Here is a 21,154-nt window from a genome sequence, read left to right as displayed (position 1 = left end):
GTGGATCAATGCTGGTTGGAGCCTTGGTCGGGGCGGTATAAAGGGGGTGTGTGATGCGTTCATCGTTCGTTTACAGGGTGCATCCACTCTTGCATGACAGCGTCCTGAGACTCATGCCTGGTCCGGCGCGCTTTCGGCGGGGCCCCGGGGGTGGTAGCCCGGGAGCCCTGCCTCGCCGTTTTTCTTTCCCAACTGTGGCCCATGGGGCGCGGTTTGGGCTACCGTCGTTCCGACTCTTCGCGTCGCCGTGTTCCGGCCGCGGGCTCCCTTACCACGGGCCTGTCCGGAGCGTTCCGCGGTCGTGCGCCGAGGTCGCCCGCTGGACTAGGCATGGTCGAAGGGAGAGTGCGTCATGCACTCGGATGTCTGGATGTGGCTTGCCGCCGGGGTGGTGGTGACGCTGGCCTTCTTCGGGCTGGTCGCCTATCTCGTACGGGAGTTGAAGTCGACGCGTCGGCTGCCGGCGGTGCTCGCGGCCGTCGCGGTTCTCATCGGGGCGCTGCCGGCGGTGCTCTACGCGCTGTATCACGCGGTGGTGGCGACTCTGTAGGGCCCGGGGCCGGGTGGGGCTCCGGGCCGGTGTTTCTTCGGCCGGAGCCCCGATCGCCCACAGTCCTGGACCCCCGCAGTCCCGAACCCCACCGCCCCGGAGCCCCGCAGCCCCGATACCCCGAACTCCCGCGTCCCCGGCCCGCCTTCCTCAGTCCTCCCCCAGGTAGGCCTTGCGCACGGACTCGTCGTGCAGAAGTTCCTCCCCGGAACCGGACAGGACGACGGTGCCGGTCTCCATGACGTGGCCGTGGTCGGCGAGAGAGAGCGCGGCCTGGGCGTTCTGTTCGACCAGGAGGATGGTGGTGCCCTGGGCGCGCAGTTCGCGGATGGTGTCCATGATCTTCTGCATCATGATGGGGGACAGGCCCATGGAGGGCTCGTCCAGCATCAGCAGTTTGGGCCGGGACATCAGGGCGCGGCCCATGGCGAGCATCTGCTGTTCGCCGCCGGAGAGGGTGCCGGACGCCTGGCGGCTGCGTTCGCCGAGGATGGGGAAGAGGTCGTAGACGCGCCGGATGTCGGCCTCGATGCCGTCCGGGTCCTTGCGCAGGAACGCGCCGAGCTTGAGGTTTTCGGCGATGGTCAGACGGGGGAAGAGGCGGCGGCCTTCGGGGGAGTGGGCCAGGCCGCGTTCGACGATCTTGTGGGCGGGGACGCCGGTGAGTGGCGCGCCGTCGAAGGTGATCTTCCCGGTGAGGGGTTTGAGGAGGCCGGAGAGGGTGCGCAGGGTGGTGGTCTTGCCGGCGCCGTTGGTGCCGATGAGGGTGACGACCTGGCCGGCCTCGACGGTGAAGGAGATGCCTTTGACGGCTTCGATCTTGCCGTAGGCGACGCGCAGGTCCTCGACCCGGAGGAGCGGGGATGTGGTCATCGGGCGTCTCCTTCCGGGGCGGGGCCGCCGGGTGCGGAGTCGCCCGGCGGGCGGTCTTCGGGCGGGGAGTCGGCGCGGGGGGCCTCCTCCTGGGCGGCGGGGCCGTGGCCGGCGGCGCGGGCCTGTTCCTCCGCGGCCCGTACCTCGGCCGCCTCTTCGGCGCCGGGTGCGTCCTCGAAGGGCGTGCCGAGGTAGGCGGCGACGACGCGTTCGTCGGCCTGGACGGTTTCGGAGCTGCCTTCGACGAGTTTCTCGCCCTGGACGAGGACCGCGACGCGGTCGCAGAGGTTGAAGATGAAGCGCATGTCGTGCTCGATGACGAGGACGGCGGTGCCCTGGTCGCGGATGGCGAGGACGAGGTCGCGGGTGGCGCGGGTCTCCTGGGGGTTCATGCCGGCGGTGGGTTCGTCGAGGAGGAGCAGGCCGGGGTCGCTGGCGAGGGCGCGGGCGATCTCCAGCTTGCGCTGTTCGCCGTAGGGCAGGTTGCGGGCGAGGTGGTCACGTTTGGCGGCGAGGCCGGTGAACTCCAGGAGTTCCATGGCGCGTTCCTCGGAGGAGCGTTCGGCCTTGCGGAAGCCGGGGCCGCGCAGGAGGGCGGACCAGAGCCCTTCCTTGGTGCGGGTGTGGCGGCCGACGAGGGTGTTCTCCAGGACGGTCATGTTGGCGAAGAGGCGGATGTTCTGGAAGGTGCGGGCGACACCGGCTTTGGTGACGAGGTGGGGTTTGCGGGAGAGGCGGGTGCCTCGGTAGCTGACGGTGCCTTCGGTGGGGACGTAGAGGCCGGTGAGGCAGTTGAAGAAGGTGGTCTTCCCGGCGCCGTTGGGGCCGATGAGGCCGACGATCTCGCCGGCCCGGACGGTCAGGTCGACGCCGCGTACGGCGGTCAGTCCGCCGAAGCGCATGGTGACGCCGGCGGCTTCGAGGACGGTGTCGGCGGTGCTGGTGGATGCCGTGGGTGGGGTCATGGTCTCGTCACGCCTTCGCCTGGGTGCCGCCGCCGAGGGCCTGGTCCCCGGCGGGCAGGCGCGTATCGGGTACGTCGAGCTGGCCGGTCTCGTGGAATTCGAGCTGCTTCCTGCGGTCGGGGATCAGGCCCTCGGGGCGGAAGCGCATGAGCAGGACGAGGGCGAGGCCGAACAGGAAGAGCTGGTAGTCCTGGAGGAAGTCGAGTTTGGCGGGGATGAGGAAGAGCAGGGCCGCGCCGACCAGGGGACCGCTGAGGGTGCCCATGCCGCCGAGGATGACGGCGGCGAGCAGGAACGCGGAGTTGGGCGGGGTGGGCCCGGCGAACTGGAACTGCTCGGGGGTGGCGGTGGTGACGACGTGGACGTGCACGGTGCCGGCGAACCCGGCGAGGGCGGCGCCGAGGGCGAAGGCGAGCAGGCGCAGCCGGAAGCTGTTGACGCCCATGGCGACGGCGGCGGTCTCGTCCTCCCGGATGGCGATCCAGGCGCGGCCGATGCGGGAGGCGGCGGCCCGGCGGAAGACCAGGACGACGACGGCGGTCACGAGGATCATCAGGAGGTAGTAGTTGCCGTAGGTGGCGATGGTGAAGCCGAGGATCTCGTGGGGTTCGCCGAAGTTGAAGCCGAAGATCTCCAGGTTGGGGATGTTGGGGATACCCATGGCGCCGTTGGTGACGTCGGGGCCGGTGGTGCCGTTGAGGTTGAGCATGGCGATACGGAAGATCTCGCCGAAGCCGAGGGTGACGATGGCGAGGTAGTCCCCGCGCAGACGCAGGGTGGGGGCGCCGATCAGCACGCCGAAGGCGAGGGAGGCGGCGGCGCCGGTCAGCAGGGCGGCCCAGAACGGGAAGTGGAGCCCGAGGGCCGATTCGGGGCTGCCGGAGACGAGGGCGGCCGCGTAGGCGCCGACGCCGAGGAAGGCCACGTAGCCGAGGTCGAGGAGGCCGGCCAGACCGACGACGACGTTCAGGCCGAGCGCGACGGTGGCGAAGATCAGGATGTTGGCGCCGATGATCGTGTACTGGTCGGTGTCCTGGGTGAACGGGAAGCAGGCCGCGGCGACGAAGGCCGCGGCGAGCGCGACGCCGCGGTGCCGTGCGGTGATCTCCGTGAGGCGGCGGACGAGTCCGGCGCGGAGCAGGGCGGGCGCGGCGAGCGCGACGAAGATCAGGTAGCCGACGAAGGGCGCGCCGTCCTCCGCGTCGATGCCGTAGGTGAAGACGTACAGCCCGGCGCCGAAGGCCGCGGCGATGACCAGGATCTCGCCCCAGGAGGGCAGGGGCCGTACGGGTTTGCGTGGCGGTACGGAGGCCAGGGCGCCGGTGAAGCGCTGCCGGGCGCCGGGCGCCGGGGCGGCCTCCGGGCCCGCCGGGGCGGGGCGGTCGGCGGGCAGGCCGAGGGCGCCCAGGAACGTGGCGAGCGCGGCGACGCCCGCGATGAAGCCGCCGGCTTCGAGGTTGACCAGGCCGCCCAACTGGACGGCGATGGCGCCGAGGGTGAACCAGGTGGCGGCGAGGGTGGCGAGGGACGCGAACAGGACGGGGGCGGTGCGGCCGGCCGGGGTGAGCCAGCCGAAGCCGCGGACGCCGAGGCCGGCGAGGGCGAACAGGAGGGTGAGGACGCCGCCGGCGAAGGTGATCAACTGGAGGCCGGCGGGGGAACCGTAGTAGGTGAGGTCGCCGGGGAAGTCGCTGCTCCAGGTCCAGGCCAGGGCGGTGGAGGCGGCGGTGGCGAGGGCGGCGGCCGCGGTGGCGAGGAGGGCGCCGCGTTCGGGGAGGGGGAGGACCCCCGGGGGACGCCGCGTCGCGGTCCCGGTTGTCTTCCCGGTGCCGTTGCCGCCGTTGGCGGGTGTGGTGGTGGTCATCGCTATCACGCCCGATCCGCGACGCGTTCGCCGAGCAGGCCCTGTGGCCTGAGCAGGAGGACGAGGATGAGGAGGACGAAGGCCCAGACGTCCTTCCAGGCACCGCCGCCGAACTGCTGCATGCCGGGGATCTCCTCGACGTAGCCGGTGGCGAGCGCTTCCGCGACGCCGAGGACGAGGCCGCCGAGCATGGCACCGTAGATGTTGCCGATGCCGCCGAGGACTGCGGCGGTGAAGGCTTTCAGGCCGAGGATGAAGCCCATCCGGAACTGCACCTCGCCGGTGCGCAGCCCGTAGGCGACGGCGGCGACGCCCGCGAAGACCGCGCCGATGGCGAAGGCCAGCACGATGATCCGGTCGGTGTTGATGCCCATGAGCTTGGCGGTGTCCGGGTCCTGGGCGGTGGCCTGCATGGCGCGGCCGCTGCGGGTGCGGGCGACGAAGAAGCCGAGGGCGATCATGCAGGCCGGGGCGGCGACGATCACGAAGAGGTCGCCGCGCTGGACGGTGGCGCCCAGGATCTCGAAGGAGTCCCCTTTGAACTGCGGGAAGACCCGGGCCTTGTTGCCCTCGGGGTACCACATCCAGACGGCCTGCTGGAGGGCGATGGACAGGCCGATGGCGGTGATCAGGGGCGCGAGGCGGGGCGCGCCGCGCAGCGGCCGGTAGGCGAAACGTTCCGCTGCCACGCCGACGAGTCCGGAGACGACGACGGCCCCGAGGAGCATCAGGGGCAGCGCGAGGAGGAGGGACGTGCCGGACGGCATGACGAGGTGGACGGTGAGCGCGCCGAAGCCGCCGACCATGAAGATCTCGCCGTGCGCGAAGTTGATGAGCTGGACGATGCCGTAGACCATCGTGTAGCCGATCGCGATGAGTCCGTACATCGCGCCGAGGATGAGTCCGTTGGCCAGCTGTTGCGGCAGTTCGTTCACCGCAGGGCCTCCGTGGGGTGGGAAGACGGTACGGGCGGTGGCGGCGAGCCCGTGTGCCGCGGGCTGCGCCGGAGGGCGTTCGTGGCGTCCTGGCGCGGCCCGGGGGCACTGGCCGGTGGGATGGAGCGGCGGGGCCCGGCGGGCCCGGGACCGCGGACGGTACGGGCCCGCCGGCCTCGGCGGTACGGGCCCGCCGGCCTCGGCGGTACGGGCCCGCCGGCCTCGGCGGTACGGGCCGGTCCGGCCGGGTCAGCTCTTGCCGGCCTTGTCGAACTTCTTGAACTCGGCGCTGAAGCGGGCGACCCACTTGCCCTGGTCGACCTGGTAGGCGGTGATCATGGTGTTGGTGGTGTCGCCGTACTTGTCGAAGGAGACGCGGCCGGTGACGCCGTCGAAGGAGACCTGGTTCATGGCGTCGACGACCTTCTTGCGCGCGTCGGCGGGCAGCTTGCCGCCGTTGTCCGCGACGACCTTCTTGACGGCCTGGATCAGGGACCAGGCGGCGTCGTAGGAGGAGCCGCCGTACGCCTCGTAGCGGTCCTTGTAGCCGGCGGCCCGGTAGTCGTCGATGAACTTCTTCGCGGAGTCGAGCTGTTCGACGGGCTTGCCGACGGAGGACGCGTAGTCGCCCTGCGCCTTCTTGTTGAGCTTGATGTAGTCGGCGCTGTACATGCCGTCGCCGCCCATCAGGGGCACGGTGACGCCGCCGTCCTTGAGCTGCTGGCTCAGCGGCCCGGACGCGGGGTACTCGCCGCCGTAGAAGACGACGTCCGGCTTGGCCGCCTTGACCTTGGCGACGACGGCCTTGAAGTCGCGGTCCTCCGGGTTGACGTGCTCGGAACCGACGATCTTGCCGCCCAGTTTGGTGAACTGGGTGCGGAAGGAGGCGGCGAGGCCGGCGCCGTAGGTCTTCTGGTCGTCGATCACGTAGGCGTTCTTGAACTTGGCCTTTTCCCAGGCGAACTGGCCGTCGAAGGCGCCCTGCACCTCGTCGGTGGTGGCCGTGCGGAAGTAGGTGGAGAACTGCCGCACGCGCTTGTTCTGCTTCCAGTCCTTGCCCTGGGTCAGGTCCGGGGTGGTGTTGGCGGGGGAGACCAGCGCCACGCCGTTCTGCTCGGCGACCTGCTGCATGGACTGGGCGACGCTGGAGTTCAGCGGGCCGACGATGCCCAGGACGTCCTTGTCGCCGGCGAGCTTGGTGGCGTTCTGCTGACCCACGTTGGCCTGCGCCTTGTCGTCGAGCGGTTCGAGCTTGAACTCGACGCCCTTGACCTCGCCGGCCTTGTTGGCGTTGTCGACGGCGAGCTGGGCGGAGTTGCGGATGCCGAGGCCGAGGGCGGAGAGCTCGCCGGTGATCGGGGCGTCGAGTCCGATGGTCACGGACGTCTTGGACCCCTCGCCGCCCTTCTTGTCGTCGCCGCGGGAACCGCATGCGGAGAGTGTGAGGGCGCCTGCGGTGACCGCGGTGGTGAGTATGAGCAAGGAACGGTGACGCACGATCAGTCCTTTCCCTGGCGCGGTCGGGCGCGTCGCACGACCGTTTCGCGCGCCGGGCTGTACGGGTGGTACAGGGTCCGTGCTCGCAACGCGCGCCCGGCGGCGCGGTGACTGGCGGTGACTCTAGAGCGGTGCCCGGTGGCCTGACAGCGGCGCTGACCAGGATGTGACGCTCTTGTTATGACCGTCGATGAGCGTTTTGCCCTCATGCTCCTTACATTCGGCGCGGACGCCGAGCGGAGCGTGAACTGGCACTTCCCGCAGGGGATTTGAGGCCGATCATGGTGCGGACGTCCGCATAGCGGATGGGACGTGCGGGACAGGGGAGAGGCCCGTGCGGCAGAGGGGGCCCGGCGGCGGTGGCGCCGGCCGCGCGGACTACGGAGCGTTACGGGACGCGGGGGCGTACGGCGCTGAGCGGACGACGGGGTGCGCGCGCCGGAGAGCGTACGGCGGCGGCCCCGCTCCCTCTCCGGGAACGGGGCCGCCAGGACGCCGTGGGGGCCGCGCTCGGAGCGCGGCAGGGCTGTCGGGCTGTCAGAGGGTCAGCCGCGGTGGTACACCGACGCGTCCACGTCGCGCAGCATGCAGGTCAGCCGGGCGCTGCAGACCCGCCTGCCGTCCTCGTCGGTGATCGCGACCTCGTACGTGGCGGACGAGCGGCCCCGGTGCACCGGAGTGGCCACGCCGGTGACCAGGCCGGAGCGGGCGCCGCGGTGGTGGGTGCAGTTCAGGTCGACGCCGACCGCCAGCTTGGTGGGGCCGCCGTGCAGCATCGCGCCGACCGAGCCGAGGGTCTCGGCGAGCACCGCGGAGGCGCCGCCGTGCAGCAGCCCGTACGGCTGGGTGTTGCCCTCGACCGGCATGGTGCCGACGATCCGCTCCGGCGCGGCCTCCAGGACCTGCACGCTCATACGCGTACCGAGGTGACCGGCGGAGAACAGCGCGGCGAGGTCCAGGCCGAGCCCGGCCCACTGGTCGATGATCTCCTGCGGAAACGTGGTCGCGCGCTGCTCGCCCATGTCCTGCGGCTCCGTTCGTGTGCCGGTGGCGGCGGTGCGGCGCGCCGGGGCGGCGCCGGTCCGACGCCGGTCGTTGAGTCGTGCACGTTCTTATCAGGCTACGGAGCGGCGGTACGGGCCGGGGCGGCGACCCGTACCGTACGCGCCTCCTGGTCACGCCTGCGCGGTCCGCTCACGCTCGCGGCTCCCCGTCACGCCTGCGGCGTCCGGTCACGTCTGCGGCGCCACCGGCTCCAGGCGGACCACCAGCGACTTCGAGGCGGGGGTGTTGCTGGTGTCGGCGGTGTGGTCGAGCGGCACCAGGACGTTGGTCTCCGGGTAGTACGCCGCAGCGCAGCCGCGCGCGGTCGGGTAGTGGACGACGCGGAAGCCGGGCGCGCGCCGCTCCGTGCCGTCGGTCCATTCGCTGACGAGGTCCGTGTACGAGCCGTCGGCCAGGTCCAGCGCGCGGGCGTCCTCGGGGTTGACCAGGACGACGCGGCGGCCGTTCTTGATGCCGCGGTAGCGGTCGTCGAGGCCGTAGACGGTGGTGTTGTACTGGTCGTGCGAGCGCAGCGTCTGGAGGAGCAGCCGGCCTTCGGGCAGATGCGGGTACTCCACGGGCGCGGCCGTGAAGTTGGCCTTGCCGGTGGCCGTGGGGAAGCTGCGGCTGTCGCGCGGGGCGTGCGGGAGGGCGAAGCCGCCCGGGCGGGCCACCTTGGCGTTGAAGTCCTCGAAACCGGGGACGACACGGGCGATCCGGTCACGGATCGTGCCGTAGTCCTTCTCGAAGTCCTCCCAGGGCGTGCGGCTGCCCGGCCCGAGGGCGCGGCGCGCGAGGCGGGCCACGATGGCGGGCTCGGAGAGCAGGTGGGGGCTCGCGGGCGCGAGGCGGCCGCGCGAGGCGTGCACCATGCCCATGGAGTCCTCGACGGTCACGAACTGCTCGCCGCCCGCCTGCACGTCGCGCTCCGTGCGGCCCAGGGTGGGCAGGATCAGGGCGCGGGCGCCGGTGACGACGTGCGAGCGGTTGAGCTTGGTGGAGACGTGGACGGTCAGCCGGGCGCGGCGTACGGCGGCCTCGGTGACGTCCGTGTCGGGGGTGGCGGAGACGAAGTTGCCGCCCATCGCGAAGAAGACCTTGGCGTCACCGTCGCGCAGGGCCCGGATGGCCCGTACGACGTCCAGGCCGTGCTCGCGGGGCGGCGCGAAGCCGAACTCCTTCTCCAAGGCGTCCAGGAAGGCGGGGGCGGGGCGCTCGAAGATACCCATCGTACGGTCGCCCTGCACGTTGCTGTGGCCGCGCACCGGGCACACGCCCGCGCCGGGGCGGCCGATGTTGCCGCGCAGCAGCAGGAAGTTGACGACTTCCTGGATGGTGGGGACGGAGTGCTTGTGCTGGGTCAGGCCCATGGCCCAGCAGACGATCGTGCGGCGGGACGCCAGGACCATCTCCAGCGCGCGCTCGATCTCCTCGCGGGTCAGGCCTGTGGCGGCGAGCGTGGCGTCCCAGTCGTCGTCTGCGCGGGCGGCCGCGGCGAATTCCTCGAAGCCGTGGGTGTGCTCCTCGACGAACTCGGTGTCGACGGCGCCCTCGGTCTCCAGGACGAGTCGGTTGAGCGTACGGAAGAGGGCCTGGTCGCCGCCGAGGCGCACCTGGAGGAAGAGGTCGGTCAGGGCCGTGCCGCGCCCGGCGAGGCCACGCGGGCTCTGCGGGTTCTTGAAGCGCTCCAGGCCCGCCTCGGGCAGCGGATTGATCGAAATGATCTTGGCGCCGCCGGCCTTGGCCTGCTCCAGGGCGGAGAGCATCCGGGGGTGGTTGGTGCCGGGGTTCTGCCCGGCGACGATGATCAGATCGGCCTTGTACAGGTCCTCCAGCAGGACGCTGCCCTTGCCGATGCCGATGGTCTCCGTCAGCGCGGAGCCCGACGACTCGTGGCACATGTTCGAGCAGTCGGGCAGGTTGTTCGTGCCGAATTCACGCGCGAAGAGCTGGTAGAGGAAGGCGGCCTCGTTGCTCGTGCGGCCGGAGGTGTAGAAGACGGCCTCGTCGGGGGAGTCGAGCGCGGTCAGCTCCTCGCCGATGATGTCGAAGGCCCGCTCCCAGGACACCGGTACGTACCGGTCGGCGCCCTCGGCCAGATACATCGGCTGGGTCAGGCGGCCCTGCTGGCCGAGCCAGTAGCCGCTGCGGTCCGCGAGGTCGGAGACCGGGTGGGCGGCGAAGAAGTCGGGGGTGACGCGGCGGAGGGTGGCCTCCTCGGCCACGGCCTTGGCGCCGTTCTCGCAGAACTCGGCCGCATGGCGGTGCTCGGGCTCGGGCCAGGCGCAGCCGGGGCAGTCGAAGCCGTCCTTCTGGTTGACCCGGAGCAGCGTCAGGGCCGTGCGGCGCACGCCCATCTGCTGCTGGGAGACGCGCAGTGCGTGGCCGATGGCCGGCAGGCCGACGGCGTAGTGCTCGGGCGGCGTGACCTCGGGTGCGTCCTGGATGGGGTCCGACGCGGGCGGCTTGCCTGCCATGACGCTCTCCCTTGAGCCGAGTGCTGTGCGGTTAGGGGTACGGCGCCGCCGACACCGCGGGGCGGTGATAGGTGCCGTATACAGAATCCTGTCACGGACGGCTGACGGTGGCGCCGCCGCGGTCGTCGCGGCGGGGATTGTCAGTGGGGCGTGGCAGGATCGGGGTGTGGCAGCAAAGGCAGCGAAGAAGAGCGAAGCGACCGGCACCGAAGCGGTGGAGGGCGGCCGTCCCCGGCTGCTCCTGATGGACGGGCATTCCATGGCGTACCGGGCGTTCTTCGCCCTGCCCGTGGAGAACTTCACCACCGCCTCCGGGCAACCGACCAATGCGATCTACGGCTTCGCGTCGATGCTCGCGAACACCCTGCGTGACGAGGCGCCCACGCACTTCGCGGTGGCCTTTGACGTCTCCCGCAAGACCTGGCGCTCCGAGGAGTTCCCCGACTACAAGGCGAACCGCTCCAAGACGCCCGACGAGTTCAAGGGCCAGGTCGAGCTGATCGGCGAGATGCTGGACGCGATGCACGTCAAGCGCTTCGCCGTGGAGGGCTTCGAGGCCGACGACGTCATCGCCACGCTCGCCACCCAGGCCACCGCCCAGGGCTTCGAGGTCTCCATCGTCACCGGTGACCGCGACTCCTTCCAGCTGGTCACCGACGACGTCACGGTGCTGTACCCCACCAAGGGCGTCTCCGAGCTGACCCGCTTCACCCCGGAGAAGGTCCAGGAGAAGTACGGCCTGAGCCCCGCCCAGTACCCGGACTTCGCGGCGCTGCGCGGCGACCCGTCCGACAACCTGCCCGGCATCCCCGGCGTCGGCGAGAAGACCGCCGCGAAGTGGATCAACCAGTTCGGTTCGTTCGCGGAGCTGGTGGAGCGCGCCGAGGAGGTCAAGGGCAAGGCCGGGCAGAATTTCCGCGACCACCTGGAGGCGGTCAAGCTCAACCGCGTCCTGACCGAGATGGTGCGCGACGTGGAGCTGCCCTGCGGCCCCGCCGAGCTGGCGCGCGCGGCGTACGACCGCTCGGCGCTGACCGTCTTCCTGGAGACGCTGGAGATCCGTAACCAGGGGCTGCGGGAGCGCCTGCTCGCCGCCGACCCGGGCGCGGCCGAGGCCGAGGACGCCGGGCCCGCGCCCGCCGAGGTGGAGATCGACGGCACGGTCGCCGGCGCCGGCGAGCTGGCCCCGTGGCTGGCCGAGCACGGCGGCAAGCTGCTGGGCGTCTCCACGGTCGACACCTGGACGGTGGGCAGCGGCAGCGTCGCCGAGGTCGCCCTGGCCACCGCCGAGGGCCCGGCCGTCTGGTTCGACCCCACCACGCTGGACGAGGCCGACGAGCGCGCCTTCGCCGCCTGGAGCGCCGACCCGGCGAGCCACAAGGTCATGCACAACGTCAAGGGCCTCCTGCGGGTCTTCGGCGAGCACGGCTGGAGCATCGACGGCGTCACCATGGACACCGCCCTCGCCGCCTACCTGGTCAAGCCCGGCCGCCGCTCCTTCGCGCTGGACGCCCTGTCCGTCGAGTACCTGGGCCGCGACCTGGCCCCGGCCGCCGAGAGCGACGGACAACTGGCCTTCGGCGCCGACGACCGTGCCCAGGCGGACGCCCTGATGAACCAGGCCCGTACGGTCCTGGACCTCGGCGCCGCCATGACCACCAAGCTCGACGAGGTCGGCGCGGCCGGTCTGCTGCGCGACCTGGAGCTGCCCACCAGCGTGCTGCTGGCCCGGATGGAGCGGGCCGGCATCGCCGCCGACCGGGGCTGGCTGGAGCGCATCGAGCAGCAGTTCGCCGCCGCCGTCCAGCAGGCCGTGCAGGAGGCGCACGCCGCGGCGGGCCACGAGTTCAACCTCGGCTCGCCCAAGCAGCTCCAGGAGGTCCTCTTCGGCGAACTGGGCCTGCCGAAGACGAAGAAGACCAAGACCGGTTACACCACCGACGCCGACGCCCTGGCCTGGCTCGCCGCGCAGACCGAGAACGAGCTCCCGGTGATCATGCTGCGCCACCGGGAGCAGTCCAAGTTGCGCACCACGGTCGAGGGCCTGATCAAGACGATCGCGGCGGACGGCCGTATCCACACCACCTTCAACCAGACCGTCGCCGCCACCGGCCGCCTCTCCTCCACCGAACCGAACCTGCAGAACATCCCGGTCCGCACCGACGAGGGCCGCGCGATCCGCCGCGGCTTCGTCGTCGGCGAGGGGTACGAGTCCCTGCTGACCGCCGACTACAGCCAGATCGAGCTGCGCGTGATGGCCCACCTCTCCGAGGACGAGGGCCTGATCGAGGCGTTCACCTCCGGCGAGGACCTGCACACCACCGTCGCCTCCCAGGTCTTCTCGGTCGCCAAGTCCGAGGTCGACCCGGAGATGCGCCGCAAGATCAAGGCGATGTCCTACGGCCTGGCGTACGGCCTGTCGGCGTTCGGCCTGTCCCAGCAGCTCGGCATCCAGCCCGACGAGGCCCGCCGCCTGATGGACACCTTCTTCGAGCGGTTCGGCGGGGTGCGCGACTACCTCCAGGACGTCGTCGACAAGGCCCGCGCCACCGGCTACACCGAGACGATCATGGGCCGCCGCCGCTACCTCCCCGACCTGAACAGCGACAACCGCCAGCGCCGCGAGATGGCCGAGCGGATGGCGCTGAACGCCCCCATCCAGGGCACCGCAGCCGACATCGTCAAGGTGGCGATGCTGCGGGTCGACGAGGCGATGCGGGCGGCCGGTCTCACCTCCCGGATGCTGCTCCAGGTGCACGACGAAATCGTGGTCGAGGTCGCGCCCGGCGAGCGCAAGCAGGTCGAGGAGCTGGTGCGGCGCGAGATGGCGGGCGCCGTGGAGCTGCGCGCCCCGCTGGACGTGTCGGTCGGCTCCGGCGGCGACTGGGAGTCGGCCGCGCACTGAGCCGCGTGACGGGCGGGAGGCGCCGCGCGCACGGACGGGTGCGCGGCGCCGCTGCCTCCCGTCCGCGCGTGTGGCCGTCTACGACTGTGCGCCGGAGTGGTCGTACGCGGCCGTGCCGTCGGCCCGGGGCGTGCGGCGGTGCAGCAGCCGTACCGCCACCGCGTACAGCGGCAGCCCGAGGGCGAGGCCCGCTCCCGCGCCGAAGAGCACGGTCGGTATGTAGTCGAACCAGGTCACGGCCAGGTCCCCGTACGCGGCGCGGGCCCGCAGCGTACGGTGCACCGCGCCGCCGACCAGGCACAGCGCGAGCAGCGCCACGCCGAGCAGCCGCCGCCCTCCGGCCAGCGCCGGCAGCCCGGCCGGAGCGGGCGTGTCCGGCGCCTGCCGCAGCGCCGTCCACAGGAACCAGCCGATCAGGGCCAGGGCCAGCGCCGACGTGCCGTACTGGACGTACGTGCAGAGCGGGAAGCCCCCGACGGCCTCGTTGAGGACGGGCAACAGCCGCGTGCCCCAGCGCCCCGGATGCGTGAACGCGTCCCAGACGACGTGGGTCAGCGCGCCCAGCACCGCCGAGACGTAGAACCAGATGGCGAACGCCGCGAGCGGCCCGCCGCCCGTCGGCCAGGGGCGACCGCGGACCACCGCGTACACCCTGCCGCGCCAGGCCGCCGGCAGCAGCGCCACCAGCGGTTCGCGGAGCAGCAGCCAGCCGCCGACGAGCAGGGCGGTGACCAGCACGTCCACCGTGAGCACGCCCGGCACCCCGTGTGTGACGTCGCCGAAGAGCATCGCGCCGGGCACCACGGTGTCCGCGTAGTACGTCAGGTCCGGCGCGAACGATCCGGCGACGAGAGCCGAGGCGACCAGCGGCCCACGCGCCGTCCCGGTCCGCCGCAGGGCCGGGAACACCGCGGCGGCATGGCTGAGTGTGAACGGCATGACTCTCTCCCTGATCGTTTAGGATCAGTATGTCTGGCGTTGAGAGCAGTAGATGCCCGCCGGAAGTTGTCGTAGTGTCACGTGAGTTGGGAGCGCCGGGGAGCGCTGCACGGCGCCGTGCGCGCGGTGGATCAACGCGGAGGGGACGGGCAACAGATGGCAGCCACATTCGGGCGGCGGCTCCGCAAAGGAGCGGCCTCGACGGCGGTGGCAGCGCTCGCGCTGGCCGCCCTGACCGCGTCCCAGGCGCCGGGAGCGGCCGAGGCCAGGACCGGGAACGCCACCGGAGAGCCCGCGGCACCGGCGGGCGACACGCCCATCGACGGCGGCTCGCCCTACTACACCGACCTGCCGCCCCTGAACAGCCCGGTCAAGCCCGGAGGTTCGCCCGGCACCGGCGGCCCGGCCGCCACCGGCCCGGCCGAGGCCGGCATCCCCGCCACCGTCCTGGACGCGTACAAGGAGGCCGAGGCCCGCGTCGCCCAGTCGGACCCCGGCTGCCGGCTGCCCTGGCAACTGCTCGCCGCCATCGGCAAGGTGGAATCCGGCCACGCCCGCGGCGGCGCCGTGGACGCCGAGGGCACCACCGTGCAGCGCATCACCGGACCGCAGCTCAACGGCAACGGCTTCGCGAGGATCACCGACACCGACCACGGCGTCTTCGACGGCGACACCACGCACGACCGCGCGGTGGGCCCGATGCAGTTCATCCCCTCGACCTGGTCCCAGGGCGGCCCCGACGGCACCGGCTGGGGTGCCGACGGCAACGGCGACGGCAAGAAGGACCCCAACAACATCTATGACGCCGCCCTCGGCGCCGGCCGCTACCTCTGTGCCAACAACCGCGACCTGTCCGCACAGGGCGACCTGGACAAGGCGGTCCTCGGCTACAACCCGTCGACGAAGTACCTGAACACCGTCCTGTCCTGGCTCGCCTTCTACCGCAAGGGCACCCACGAGGTCCCCGACGGCAAGGGTCTGCTGCCGGTGCACCGCGGTGGCTCGGGCAGCGGCCGGGACGTCGCCGCGGGCGCCGGGCCCACTCCGGGCCGTACGACCTTCCCCAGCCCCCGGCCCGGCACCGGACACGGCGACGGCGGCAAGGACACCGGCGGCAAGACCACCGAACCCGCCCCGGGCGGCAGCAAGCCGGGCGGCGGCACACCGGGCGGCAAGCCGGGCGGCGGCAAGCCGACGACCCCGCCCACCGGCCCCGGCCCTTCCAAGCCCGACCCCACCGACCCGCCGACCACCCCGCCCACCAAGCCGCCGACCAAGCCCGCGCCGGTCACCGCCCTGGAGCGGCTCGGCGCGAAGGACCTCACGGCCACCGCGGGCGAGGACTTCGCCGAGCCGGTACGCGTACGGGCGAAGAACGCCGACGGCAAGCCGGTAGCGGGCGTACCCGTCGAGTTCCGCCTGATCGGCAGGACCGGTGCCCGTTTCGCGGGCAAGACCGACCATGTCACCGTCCCGACCGGCGCCGACGGCATCGCCACCGCGCCGAAGCTCGGCGCGGGCGACCAGGCCGGCAGCTTCACCGTCCGGGCGACCGCGGTGGGCCGCCAGGTCCCGCCGACCGACGTCCGCGCCACCGTCAAGGCCAAGCCCGCGCCCGAGCCCAAGGCCGACGCGCTGGCCCGCACCTCCGACAAGGAGCTGACGGCCAAGGCCGGCACCTCCTTCGCCGAGGGCGCCGTCGAGGTCGAGGCCACCTACCAGGGGAAGATCGCGGCGGGCGTCGCGGTCACCGCGACCATGGTCACCGACGACCCGAAGCAGCCCGTGGAGAACGACAAGGGGCCGTACTTCGCCGCGGCGGGCAAGGGCACGGCCAAGGATCAGGGCACGGCCACGGGTTCGGCCAACAACCAGGCCAAGGACCAGGCCAAGGACCAGGAGAAGCCGGTCCGCAGCCTCACCCTCAAGACCGGCGCCGACGGCCTGCTCAAGCTGCCGGAGATCCGTACCGACCAGCACGCGGGCACGTTCCTGCTGCGTCTGACCACCGCGGACGGCGCGGTCCTGACCGTGCAACTGACCGTCACGACCTAGCCGCCGCGCGTACTCCCAAGCCACTGCCACCGCCGTCCCGCTCCCACCGAGCCGGACGGCGGTGGCAGTCGCGGTCCCGGGCCGCGGCCGCGGCCGTGGTGCAACGTGTTCTCATCTGCGCCGCCCGTTGCTACGGTGCCCCAGCCTCGACGCCCTGACGCCCGTACAGCTCAAGGGAGGCCGACCATGCGCGCACTGACCGCCGTCGCGATCGGACTGGCCGCGGCCTTCGCCCTGGTCCTCGCCGTCACCGCGGCCGGCGTGCCCAGCGGCGGGACCTCACCCGAACCGCTGCGCACCACGGTCCCCGCACACCCCTGAGAGGGAGGGCGCCGCCGCCATGCGACGCAAAGCCAGCCTGGTCCTGCTCGCCTTCGCCGTCTTCTTCGCGGCGCTGTCCCCGCTGCTGCGCTGGTACGCCTTCCCGCGGCTCGCCAAGGTCCCGCCGAACCAGTACCAGGACATGGTCCTGGAGGCGAAGCCCGCCACCCTCCTCGACTACGGCACGATGAAGGCCCGCCAGGTCCCCGAGGTCTCCATCGTCCAGACCCTCAAGGGCAACGTCGAGGAGTCCGAACGCATCGAGCGGACCGCCGGCCGCGACGTCGTGGTCTGGGACGCGCTCTCCCATGTCGTGGGCCCCGACGGCACCATGGTCTCCCAGATCCCCGAACGCTACATCTTCGACGCCCACACCCAGGAACCCGTGCACGCCACCGGCGAAATGGTCGACGGCGACCCCGTACGGCGTACCGGCATCGAGTTCAAGTGGCCCTTCCTCACGGAGCCGCGCGACTACGACTACTTCGACGCGCAGACCCGTACCTCCGCCCCCATCCACTACAAGGGCACCCGCACCTTCCGTGGCCTGGACGTGTACTACTTCGAGCAGACCATCCCCTGGACCAAGGTCCCGCTCCCGAAGAAGATGCCGGTCCAGGGCATCACCCCGCAGGCCGTCGAGAAGGCCGGCACCAGCCGCTGGTACAGCACCAAGCGGATGTTCTGGGTGGATCCGGTCACCGGCGCGCCCGTCAACGGGGAGGAGGACCACCGCGAGGAACTGCGCGGCGGCAGCCTCGTGCCCGGCGGCGGCAAGGTCACCGCCTTCTCCGGCCACGTCAAGATGCGGCCGGACTACGTGGCGGCCACCGTCGACCTCGTGACCTCGCAGCGCCGGCTCGTCCTGCTCCTCACCAGCCACCTGCCCTGGGGCTTCCTCGGCCTCGGCGCCGCGCTCCTCACCCTGAGCCTCGTGCTGGAGGCCCGCGGCCGCCGCCCGCACCGGGGCCGCCCGGAACCGGACCGCGCCGAGCGTGTCAGCTCCGCTTGAGACGCGCCGTCGTGTACCGGGTCGGCTGGGCGCCCGACGGGTCCTCGGGCCAGGGGTGCTTCGGGTACCGGCCGCGCAACTCGGCCCGTACGGACCGGTAACCGTCCTTCCAGAAGGACGCCAGATCGGCCGTGACGGCGGCCGGGCGCCCGGCGGGGGACAGCAGATGTACGAGGACGGGGACGCGGCCGCCGACCACCCGGGGGGACTCCTGCCGGCCGAACAGTTCCTGGAGCTTGACGGCCAGTACGGGCTGCTCGCCGCCGTAGTCCACCCGGATCCGCGACCCGCTCGGCACCTCGATGCGCTCCGGCGCCAGCTCGTCGAACCGGACCGCCGCCCCGCTCGCCCACGGCAGCAACCGGGCCAGCGCCTGACCCGCGTCGACCCGCTCCAGATCGGCACGCCGCCGCGCCCGGCCCAGCTCCACCCCGAGCCACGCGTCGAGCTGCCCCAGCAGCGCCGCGTCCGACACGTCGGGCCAGTCGCCGCCCAGCACCCGGTGCAGGAAGGCCATCCGCTGCCGCAGCGACCGCGCGCCGTCGGACCAGCGCAGCAGCCCGAGCCCGTCCGCGCGCAAGCCGTCCTCCAAGGCCTCCCGGACGAGGGCGGGGGCGGGGGAGCGCAGTGGGCGGGCCACCAGTTCGACGGCGCCGAGCCGTTCGACGGAACGGGCCACCACGTCGCCGTCGGCCCAGCGGACCTCCTCGCCCGCCGCGTACAGCGCCCCGGCCGCCGCACGCGCGGTGTCCTCGTCGATCACGGCCGCCAGCCGCACCCGCGCGGACGCCGCCGTCACCGGACGGTCGGCGACCGCCACGGCCAGCCACGGCGCGCTGCGCAGCCGTGAACCGTCCGCCGGCTCGGCGCCGGTCCCCGACGCCATCAGGAACGTCCCCGCGCCCCGGGAGCGCGCCACCCGCTCGGGGAATGCGAGAGCGGCGACCAGTCCGGCGACCGCGTCGTCACCGGCATCGGCACCGGCACCCGTACCGGCCCTGGCCCCTGCACCCGCACCGGCCCCTTCCCCGGCGCTGTCGGCGGGGCGGGCCGGGCCGGTCCCCGACGTCGCGTCCGTACGGTTCTCGGACCGCTTCCGCGAGCCGGCCGTCACCGCGGAGGCCAGCCGGCGGGCCTCCTGGCGCCAGCGGGCACCGTAGGCGTCCTGCCCCCTCCGGGCCGTACGCCACGCGGCCGCCAGATCGTCCCCGTACTCCCGCGGCGGCTCCTCGCTCAGCAGCGCGACCACCTCGGCGGCACGGCGCTCGCCGACCTGCCGCGCGCCGTCCAGCAGGGCGCGCGCCAGGCGCGGGTGCAGGCCGAGCCGGGACATCCGTACGCCCCGGTCCGTGACCCGGCCGTCCGCGCCCACCGCCCCGATCGCCGTCAGCACCTCGCGCGCGGCGGCCAGCGCACCGGCGGGCGGCGCGTCCAGCAGGGCCAGACCCGCCGCGTCCGGATCACCCCAGCAGGCGGCCTGCAACGCGAACGCGGTGAGGTCCGCGACCTTGATCTCCGGCGCCGGGAAACGCGGCAGCCGCCCGTCCTCGCCCTCGGACCAGCAGCGGTAGACCGTTCCCGGCGCCTCGCGCCCGGCCCGCCCCGCACGCTGCCGCGCCGACGCCTGGGAGGCCCGTACGGTCGTCAGCGCGCTCAGCCCCCGCGCATGATCGGTACGGGGCTCCCGCGCCAGCCCGCAGTCCACGACCACCCGCACGCCCGGCACCGTCAGGCTCGACTCGGCCACCGAGGTCGCCAGCACCACCCGGCGCCGGTCCGCGCTGCCGGCCAGTACCGCGTCCTGGACGGCGGCCGGCGCCCGCCCGTGCACCTGCAACACCTCGGTACCGGCGTCCGCCACATCGCCCAACTGCCCCGCCACCCGCGCGATCTCGCCGACCCCCGGCAGGAAACACAGCACGTCCCCCGGCCGCTCACGCAGCGCCCGCCGCACCGTCGCCGCGACGTGCCCGAGCAGCGCCGGATCGACCCGCATGCCGTGCGCGGGCCGCACGGGCCGCTCCGGCGGCGCCCAGACGACCTCCACGGGATGGGACACCCCTGCCGCCTCGACCACCGGGGCCGCGCCGTCGCCGTCGCCCGTGGTGTCGTTGCCCGCGGTGGTGCCGTCACGGCCCAGGAGACGGGCCCAGCCCGCCGCGTCCGTCGTCGCCGAAGCCGCGATCAGCCGCAGCTCCGGGCGCAGCGTCGCCCGTACGTCCAGGAGGAAGGCGGCGGCGGTGTCGGCGTCCAGGTGCCGCTCGTGACACTCGTCGAGCATCACGGTGTCGACGCCCGACAATTCAGGGTCCCGCTGCAACCGTTGCAGCAGCACACCGGTGGTCACGACCTCGACGACCGTACGGGGCCCGGCCCGGCGCTCACCGCGCACGGTGAAGCCGACCCGGTCGCCCACCTGCTCGCCCAGCAGCCAGGCCATCCGCCGGGCGGCGGCGCGGGCCGCGATCCGGCGTGGCTCGGCGACGAGGACGCGGCGGGGGGTGTCCGCAGGGGAGTACGGGCCGTCCTGACCGGTCAGACCGGCCAGCGCCAGCGGCACCAAGGTCGTCTTGCCGGTGCCCGGGGGCGCGCAGAGCACCGCCGCGCCGTCTGCGGCCAGCGCTCGCTCCAGGGAGGGCAGGGCGGTCCGTACGGGCAACTGGGCGAGGGCGTCGTGGTGGATCACGCCACCAGTTTCCCGGAACGGTTCGGGCGGGGTGGTGCGGGGCGCTGCCGGACCGTTCCTTCAGCCAGGCAGCCAGGCAGCCAGGCAGCCAGGCAGCCAGGTGGGCAGCCGGCCCGTCGGCCAGCTCGTGACGCAGACGAACTCAGTCCGCGACGCAGACAAAGATCGCCGTACCGGGAATCAGATTCCCGCGCAGCGGCGACCAGCCGCCCCACTCCTGCGTGTTCCACTCCGGCCACTCCGGCTCGACCAGGTCCACCAGCCGGAAGCCCGCGACGGCCACGTCCCGCACCCGGTCGCCCAGCGTCCGGTGGTGCTCCACGTACACCGCGCGGCCCGTCTCGTCCTGCTCGACGTAGGGCGTGCGGTCGAAGTAGGACGCGCCGACGCTCAGGCCCTCCGGGCCCGGCTCGTCGGGGAAGGCCCAGCGGATCGGGTGGGTCACCGAGAACACCCAGCGGCCGCCGGGCCGCAGCACCCGCCGTACCTCGCGCAGCACGCGTACCGGGTCGGCCACGAAGGGGATCGCCCCGTACGCGGAGCACGCGAGGTCGAAGGAGGCGTCACGGAAGGGGAGCGCGCCCGCGTCCGCCTCGACGAGTTCGACCTGGGCCGACACGCCCGGAGCCGGGGCCCGGCCGGTGGACCCGTCCGGCCCGGTGGGCTCCGCCCCCGTACCGATGCGCAGGGCGTGCTGGAGCTGCCGGTGCGAGAGGTCGAGCGCGACCGGGTGGGCGCCCTGCGCCGCCAGCCAGCGGGAACACTGGGCCGCGCCCGCCCCGATCTCCAGGACGCGCTGCCCCTTCAGCCCGGTCGCGGGCCCCAGGAGCCCGGCTTCCGCCTCGTCCAGCCCTTCGGGGCCCCAGACGAACCGGTCGTCCCCCAGGAACGCTCCGTGATCGTTCTGGTACTCGTCCGCGTTGCGGTCCCACCAGCCGCGGCTGGCCCGGCTGCTCTCCGCGTCCGAGGCGGCACGTCGTGTCGCCTCCGGCTCGCACTCTTGGTTCATTGCGCCCCGTCGTCGTACTCTT

General features: G+C 72.7%; 15 protein-coding genes. 5 read left to right on the top strand and 10 right to left on the bottom strand.

The annotated features are described in order from the left end of the window. The first annotated feature begins 352 nt into the window (after window positions 1-352). On the top strand, window positions 353-550 hold the full coding sequence (locus AB0A97_RS01035; RefSeq protein ID WP_361142671.1) for a hypothetical protein: 198 nt from the start codon (window positions 353-355) through the stop codon (window positions 548-550). Window positions 551-700: 150 nt separating this feature from the next. On the opposite strand, the gene AB0A97_RS01030 is transcribed toward AB0A97_RS01035, so the two are convergent. The 7 genes from AB0A97_RS01030 to AB0A97_RS01000 all read right to left on the bottom strand — a co-directional run bounded on the left by AB0A97_RS01030 (window position 701) and on the right by AB0A97_RS01000 (window position 10,205). Beyond that, window positions 701-1,423 (bottom strand): ABC transporter ATP-binding protein, encoded by a 723-nt coding sequence (locus tag AB0A97_RS01030; RefSeq protein ID WP_361142669.1) that lies wholly within the window; start codon window positions 1,421-1,423, stop codon window positions 701-703. Then, window positions 1,420-2,388: an ABC transporter ATP-binding protein gene (locus AB0A97_RS01025; RefSeq protein WP_361142666.1), complete on the bottom strand. Its 969-nt coding sequence runs from the start codon at window positions 2,386-2,388 to the stop codon at window positions 1,420-1,422. The genes AB0A97_RS01030 and AB0A97_RS01025 overlap by 4 nt, the downstream gene beginning before the upstream one ends. Window positions 2,389-2,395: 7 nt before the next feature. Continuing rightward, complete coding sequence (locus AB0A97_RS01020) at window positions 2,396-4,252, bottom strand: branched-chain amino acid ABC transporter permease (protein ID WP_361142663.1); 1,857 nt, start codon at window positions 4,250-4,252, stop codon at window positions 2,396-2,398. Between the two features lie 5 nt (window positions 4,253-4,257). Then, window positions 4,258-5,187 (bottom strand): branched-chain amino acid ABC transporter permease, encoded by a 930-nt coding sequence (locus AB0A97_RS01015; protein WP_361142660.1) that lies wholly within the window; start codon window positions 5,185-5,187, stop codon window positions 4,258-4,260. A 249-nt stretch (window positions 5,188-5,436) separates the two neighbouring features. Beyond that, window positions 5,437-6,669, bottom strand: coding sequence for a branched-chain amino acid ABC transporter substrate-binding protein (locus AB0A97_RS01010; protein WP_361145113.1), 1,233 nt, complete (start codon window positions 6,667-6,669; stop codon window positions 5,437-5,439). A gap of 560 nt (window positions 6,670-7,229) precedes the next feature. Further along, window positions 7,230-7,706 (bottom strand): hotdog fold thioesterase, encoded by a 477-nt coding sequence (locus AB0A97_RS01005; protein ID WP_361142657.1) that lies wholly within the window; start codon window positions 7,704-7,706, stop codon window positions 7,230-7,232. A gap of 210 nt (window positions 7,707-7,916) precedes the next feature. Continuing rightward, window positions 7,917-10,205 (bottom strand): FdhF/YdeP family oxidoreductase, encoded by a 2,289-nt coding sequence (locus AB0A97_RS01000; protein WP_361142655.1) that lies wholly within the window; start codon window positions 10,203-10,205, stop codon window positions 7,917-7,919. 166 nt (window positions 10,206-10,371) lie between these two features. Here AB0A97_RS01000 and polA point away from each other — a divergent pair, with 166 nt between their 5' ends. Further along, window positions 10,372-13,110, top strand: a complete 2,739-nt coding sequence (gene polA, locus AB0A97_RS00995) for a DNA polymerase I (RefSeq protein ID WP_361142652.1) — start codon at window positions 10,372-10,374, stop codon at window positions 13,108-13,110. A 78-nt stretch (window positions 13,111-13,188) separates the two neighbouring features. Here the strand turns inward: polA and AB0A97_RS00990 are convergent, their stop codons facing one another. Further along, window positions 13,189-14,049: a DUF4184 family protein gene (locus tag AB0A97_RS00990; protein WP_361142650.1), complete on the bottom strand. Its 861-nt coding sequence runs from the start codon at window positions 14,047-14,049 to the stop codon at window positions 13,189-13,191. 156 nt (window positions 14,050-14,205) lie between these two features. Here AB0A97_RS00990 and AB0A97_RS00985 point away from each other — a divergent pair, with 156 nt between their 5' ends. From AB0A97_RS00985 to AB0A97_RS00975, 3 genes are all read left to right on the top strand, one after another. Beyond that, window positions 14,206-16,104 carry a lytic transglycosylase gene (locus tag AB0A97_RS00985; protein WP_361142647.1) on the top strand — a complete coding sequence of 633 codons (1,899 nt, stop codon included), beginning with the start codon at window positions 14,206-14,208 and terminating at the stop codon, window positions 16,102-16,104. Window positions 16,105-16,290: 186 nt separating this feature from the next. Further along, window positions 16,291-16,425, top strand: coding sequence for an SPW_0924 family protein (locus AB0A97_RS00980; RefSeq protein WP_361142645.1), 135 nt, complete (start codon window positions 16,291-16,293; stop codon window positions 16,423-16,425). 19 nt (window positions 16,426-16,444) lie between these two features. Continuing rightward, on the top strand, window positions 16,445-17,437 hold the full coding sequence (locus tag AB0A97_RS00975) for a DUF3068 domain-containing protein (protein WP_361142643.1): 993 nt from the start codon (window positions 16,445-16,447) through the stop codon (window positions 17,435-17,437). On the opposite strand, the gene hrpB is transcribed toward AB0A97_RS00975, so the two are convergent. After that, a complete protein-coding gene (hrpB, locus tag AB0A97_RS00970) occupies window positions 17,424-20,123 on the bottom strand; it encodes an ATP-dependent helicase HrpB (RefSeq protein ID WP_361142640.1) in 2,700 nt (899 codons plus the stop codon). The genes AB0A97_RS00975 and hrpB overlap by 14 nt on opposite strands. 142 nt (window positions 20,124-20,265) lie before the next feature. After that, window positions 20,266-21,132 carry a class I SAM-dependent methyltransferase gene (locus AB0A97_RS00965; RefSeq protein ID WP_361142637.1) on the bottom strand — a complete coding sequence of 289 codons (867 nt, stop codon included), beginning with the start codon at window positions 21,130-21,132 and terminating at the stop codon, window positions 20,266-20,268. Window positions 21,133-21,154: the final 22 nt, after the last annotated feature.

This window comes from Streptomyces sp. NPDC045470, assembly GCF_040646595.1.
GTDB lineage: Bacteria > Actinomycetota > Actinomycetes > Streptomycetales > Streptomycetaceae > Streptomyces.
This window is presented reverse-complemented; position numbering and strand designations above follow the sequence as displayed.

Excerpts from the sequence above, each read along its gene's own strand:
- AB0A97_RS01035 (WP_361142671.1), top strand. The coding sequence starts at position 353 with ATGCACTCGGATGTCTGGATGTGGCTTGCCGCCGGGGTGGTGGTGACG.
- AB0A97_RS01030 (WP_361142669.1), bottom strand. The coding sequence starts at position 1,423 with ATGACCACATCCCCGCTCCTCCGGGTCGAGGACCTGCGCGTCGCCTAC.
- AB0A97_RS01025 (WP_361142666.1), bottom strand. The coding sequence starts at position 2,388 with ATGACCCCACCCACGGCATCCACCAGCACCGCCGACACCGTCCTCGAA.
- AB0A97_RS01020 (WP_361142663.1), bottom strand. The coding sequence starts at position 4,252 with ATGACCACCACCACACCCGCCAACGGCGGCAACGGCACCGGGAAGACA.
- AB0A97_RS01005 (WP_361142657.1), bottom strand. The coding sequence starts at position 7,706 with ATGGGCGAGCAGCGCGCGACCACGTTTCCGCAGGAGATCATCGACCAG.
- AB0A97_RS01000 (WP_361142655.1), bottom strand. The coding sequence starts at position 10,205 with ATGGCAGGCAAGCCGCCCGCGTCGGACCCCATCCAGGACGCACCCGAG.
- AB0A97_RS00990 (WP_361142650.1), bottom strand. The coding sequence starts at position 14,049 with ATGCCGTTCACACTCAGCCATGCCGCCGCGGTGTTCCCGGCCCTGCGG.
- AB0A97_RS00985 (WP_361142647.1), top strand. The coding sequence starts at position 14,206 with ATGGCAGCCACATTCGGGCGGCGGCTCCGCAAAGGAGCGGCCTCGACG.
- AB0A97_RS00980 (WP_361142645.1), top strand. The coding sequence starts at position 16,291 with ATGCGCGCACTGACCGCCGTCGCGATCGGACTGGCCGCGGCCTTCGCC.
- AB0A97_RS00975 (WP_361142643.1), top strand. The coding sequence starts at position 16,445 with ATGCGACGCAAAGCCAGCCTGGTCCTGCTCGCCTTCGCCGTCTTCTTC.
- AB0A97_RS00965 (WP_361142637.1), bottom strand. The coding sequence starts at position 21,132 with ATGAACCAAGAGTGCGAGCCGGAGGCGACACGACGTGCCGCCTCGGAC.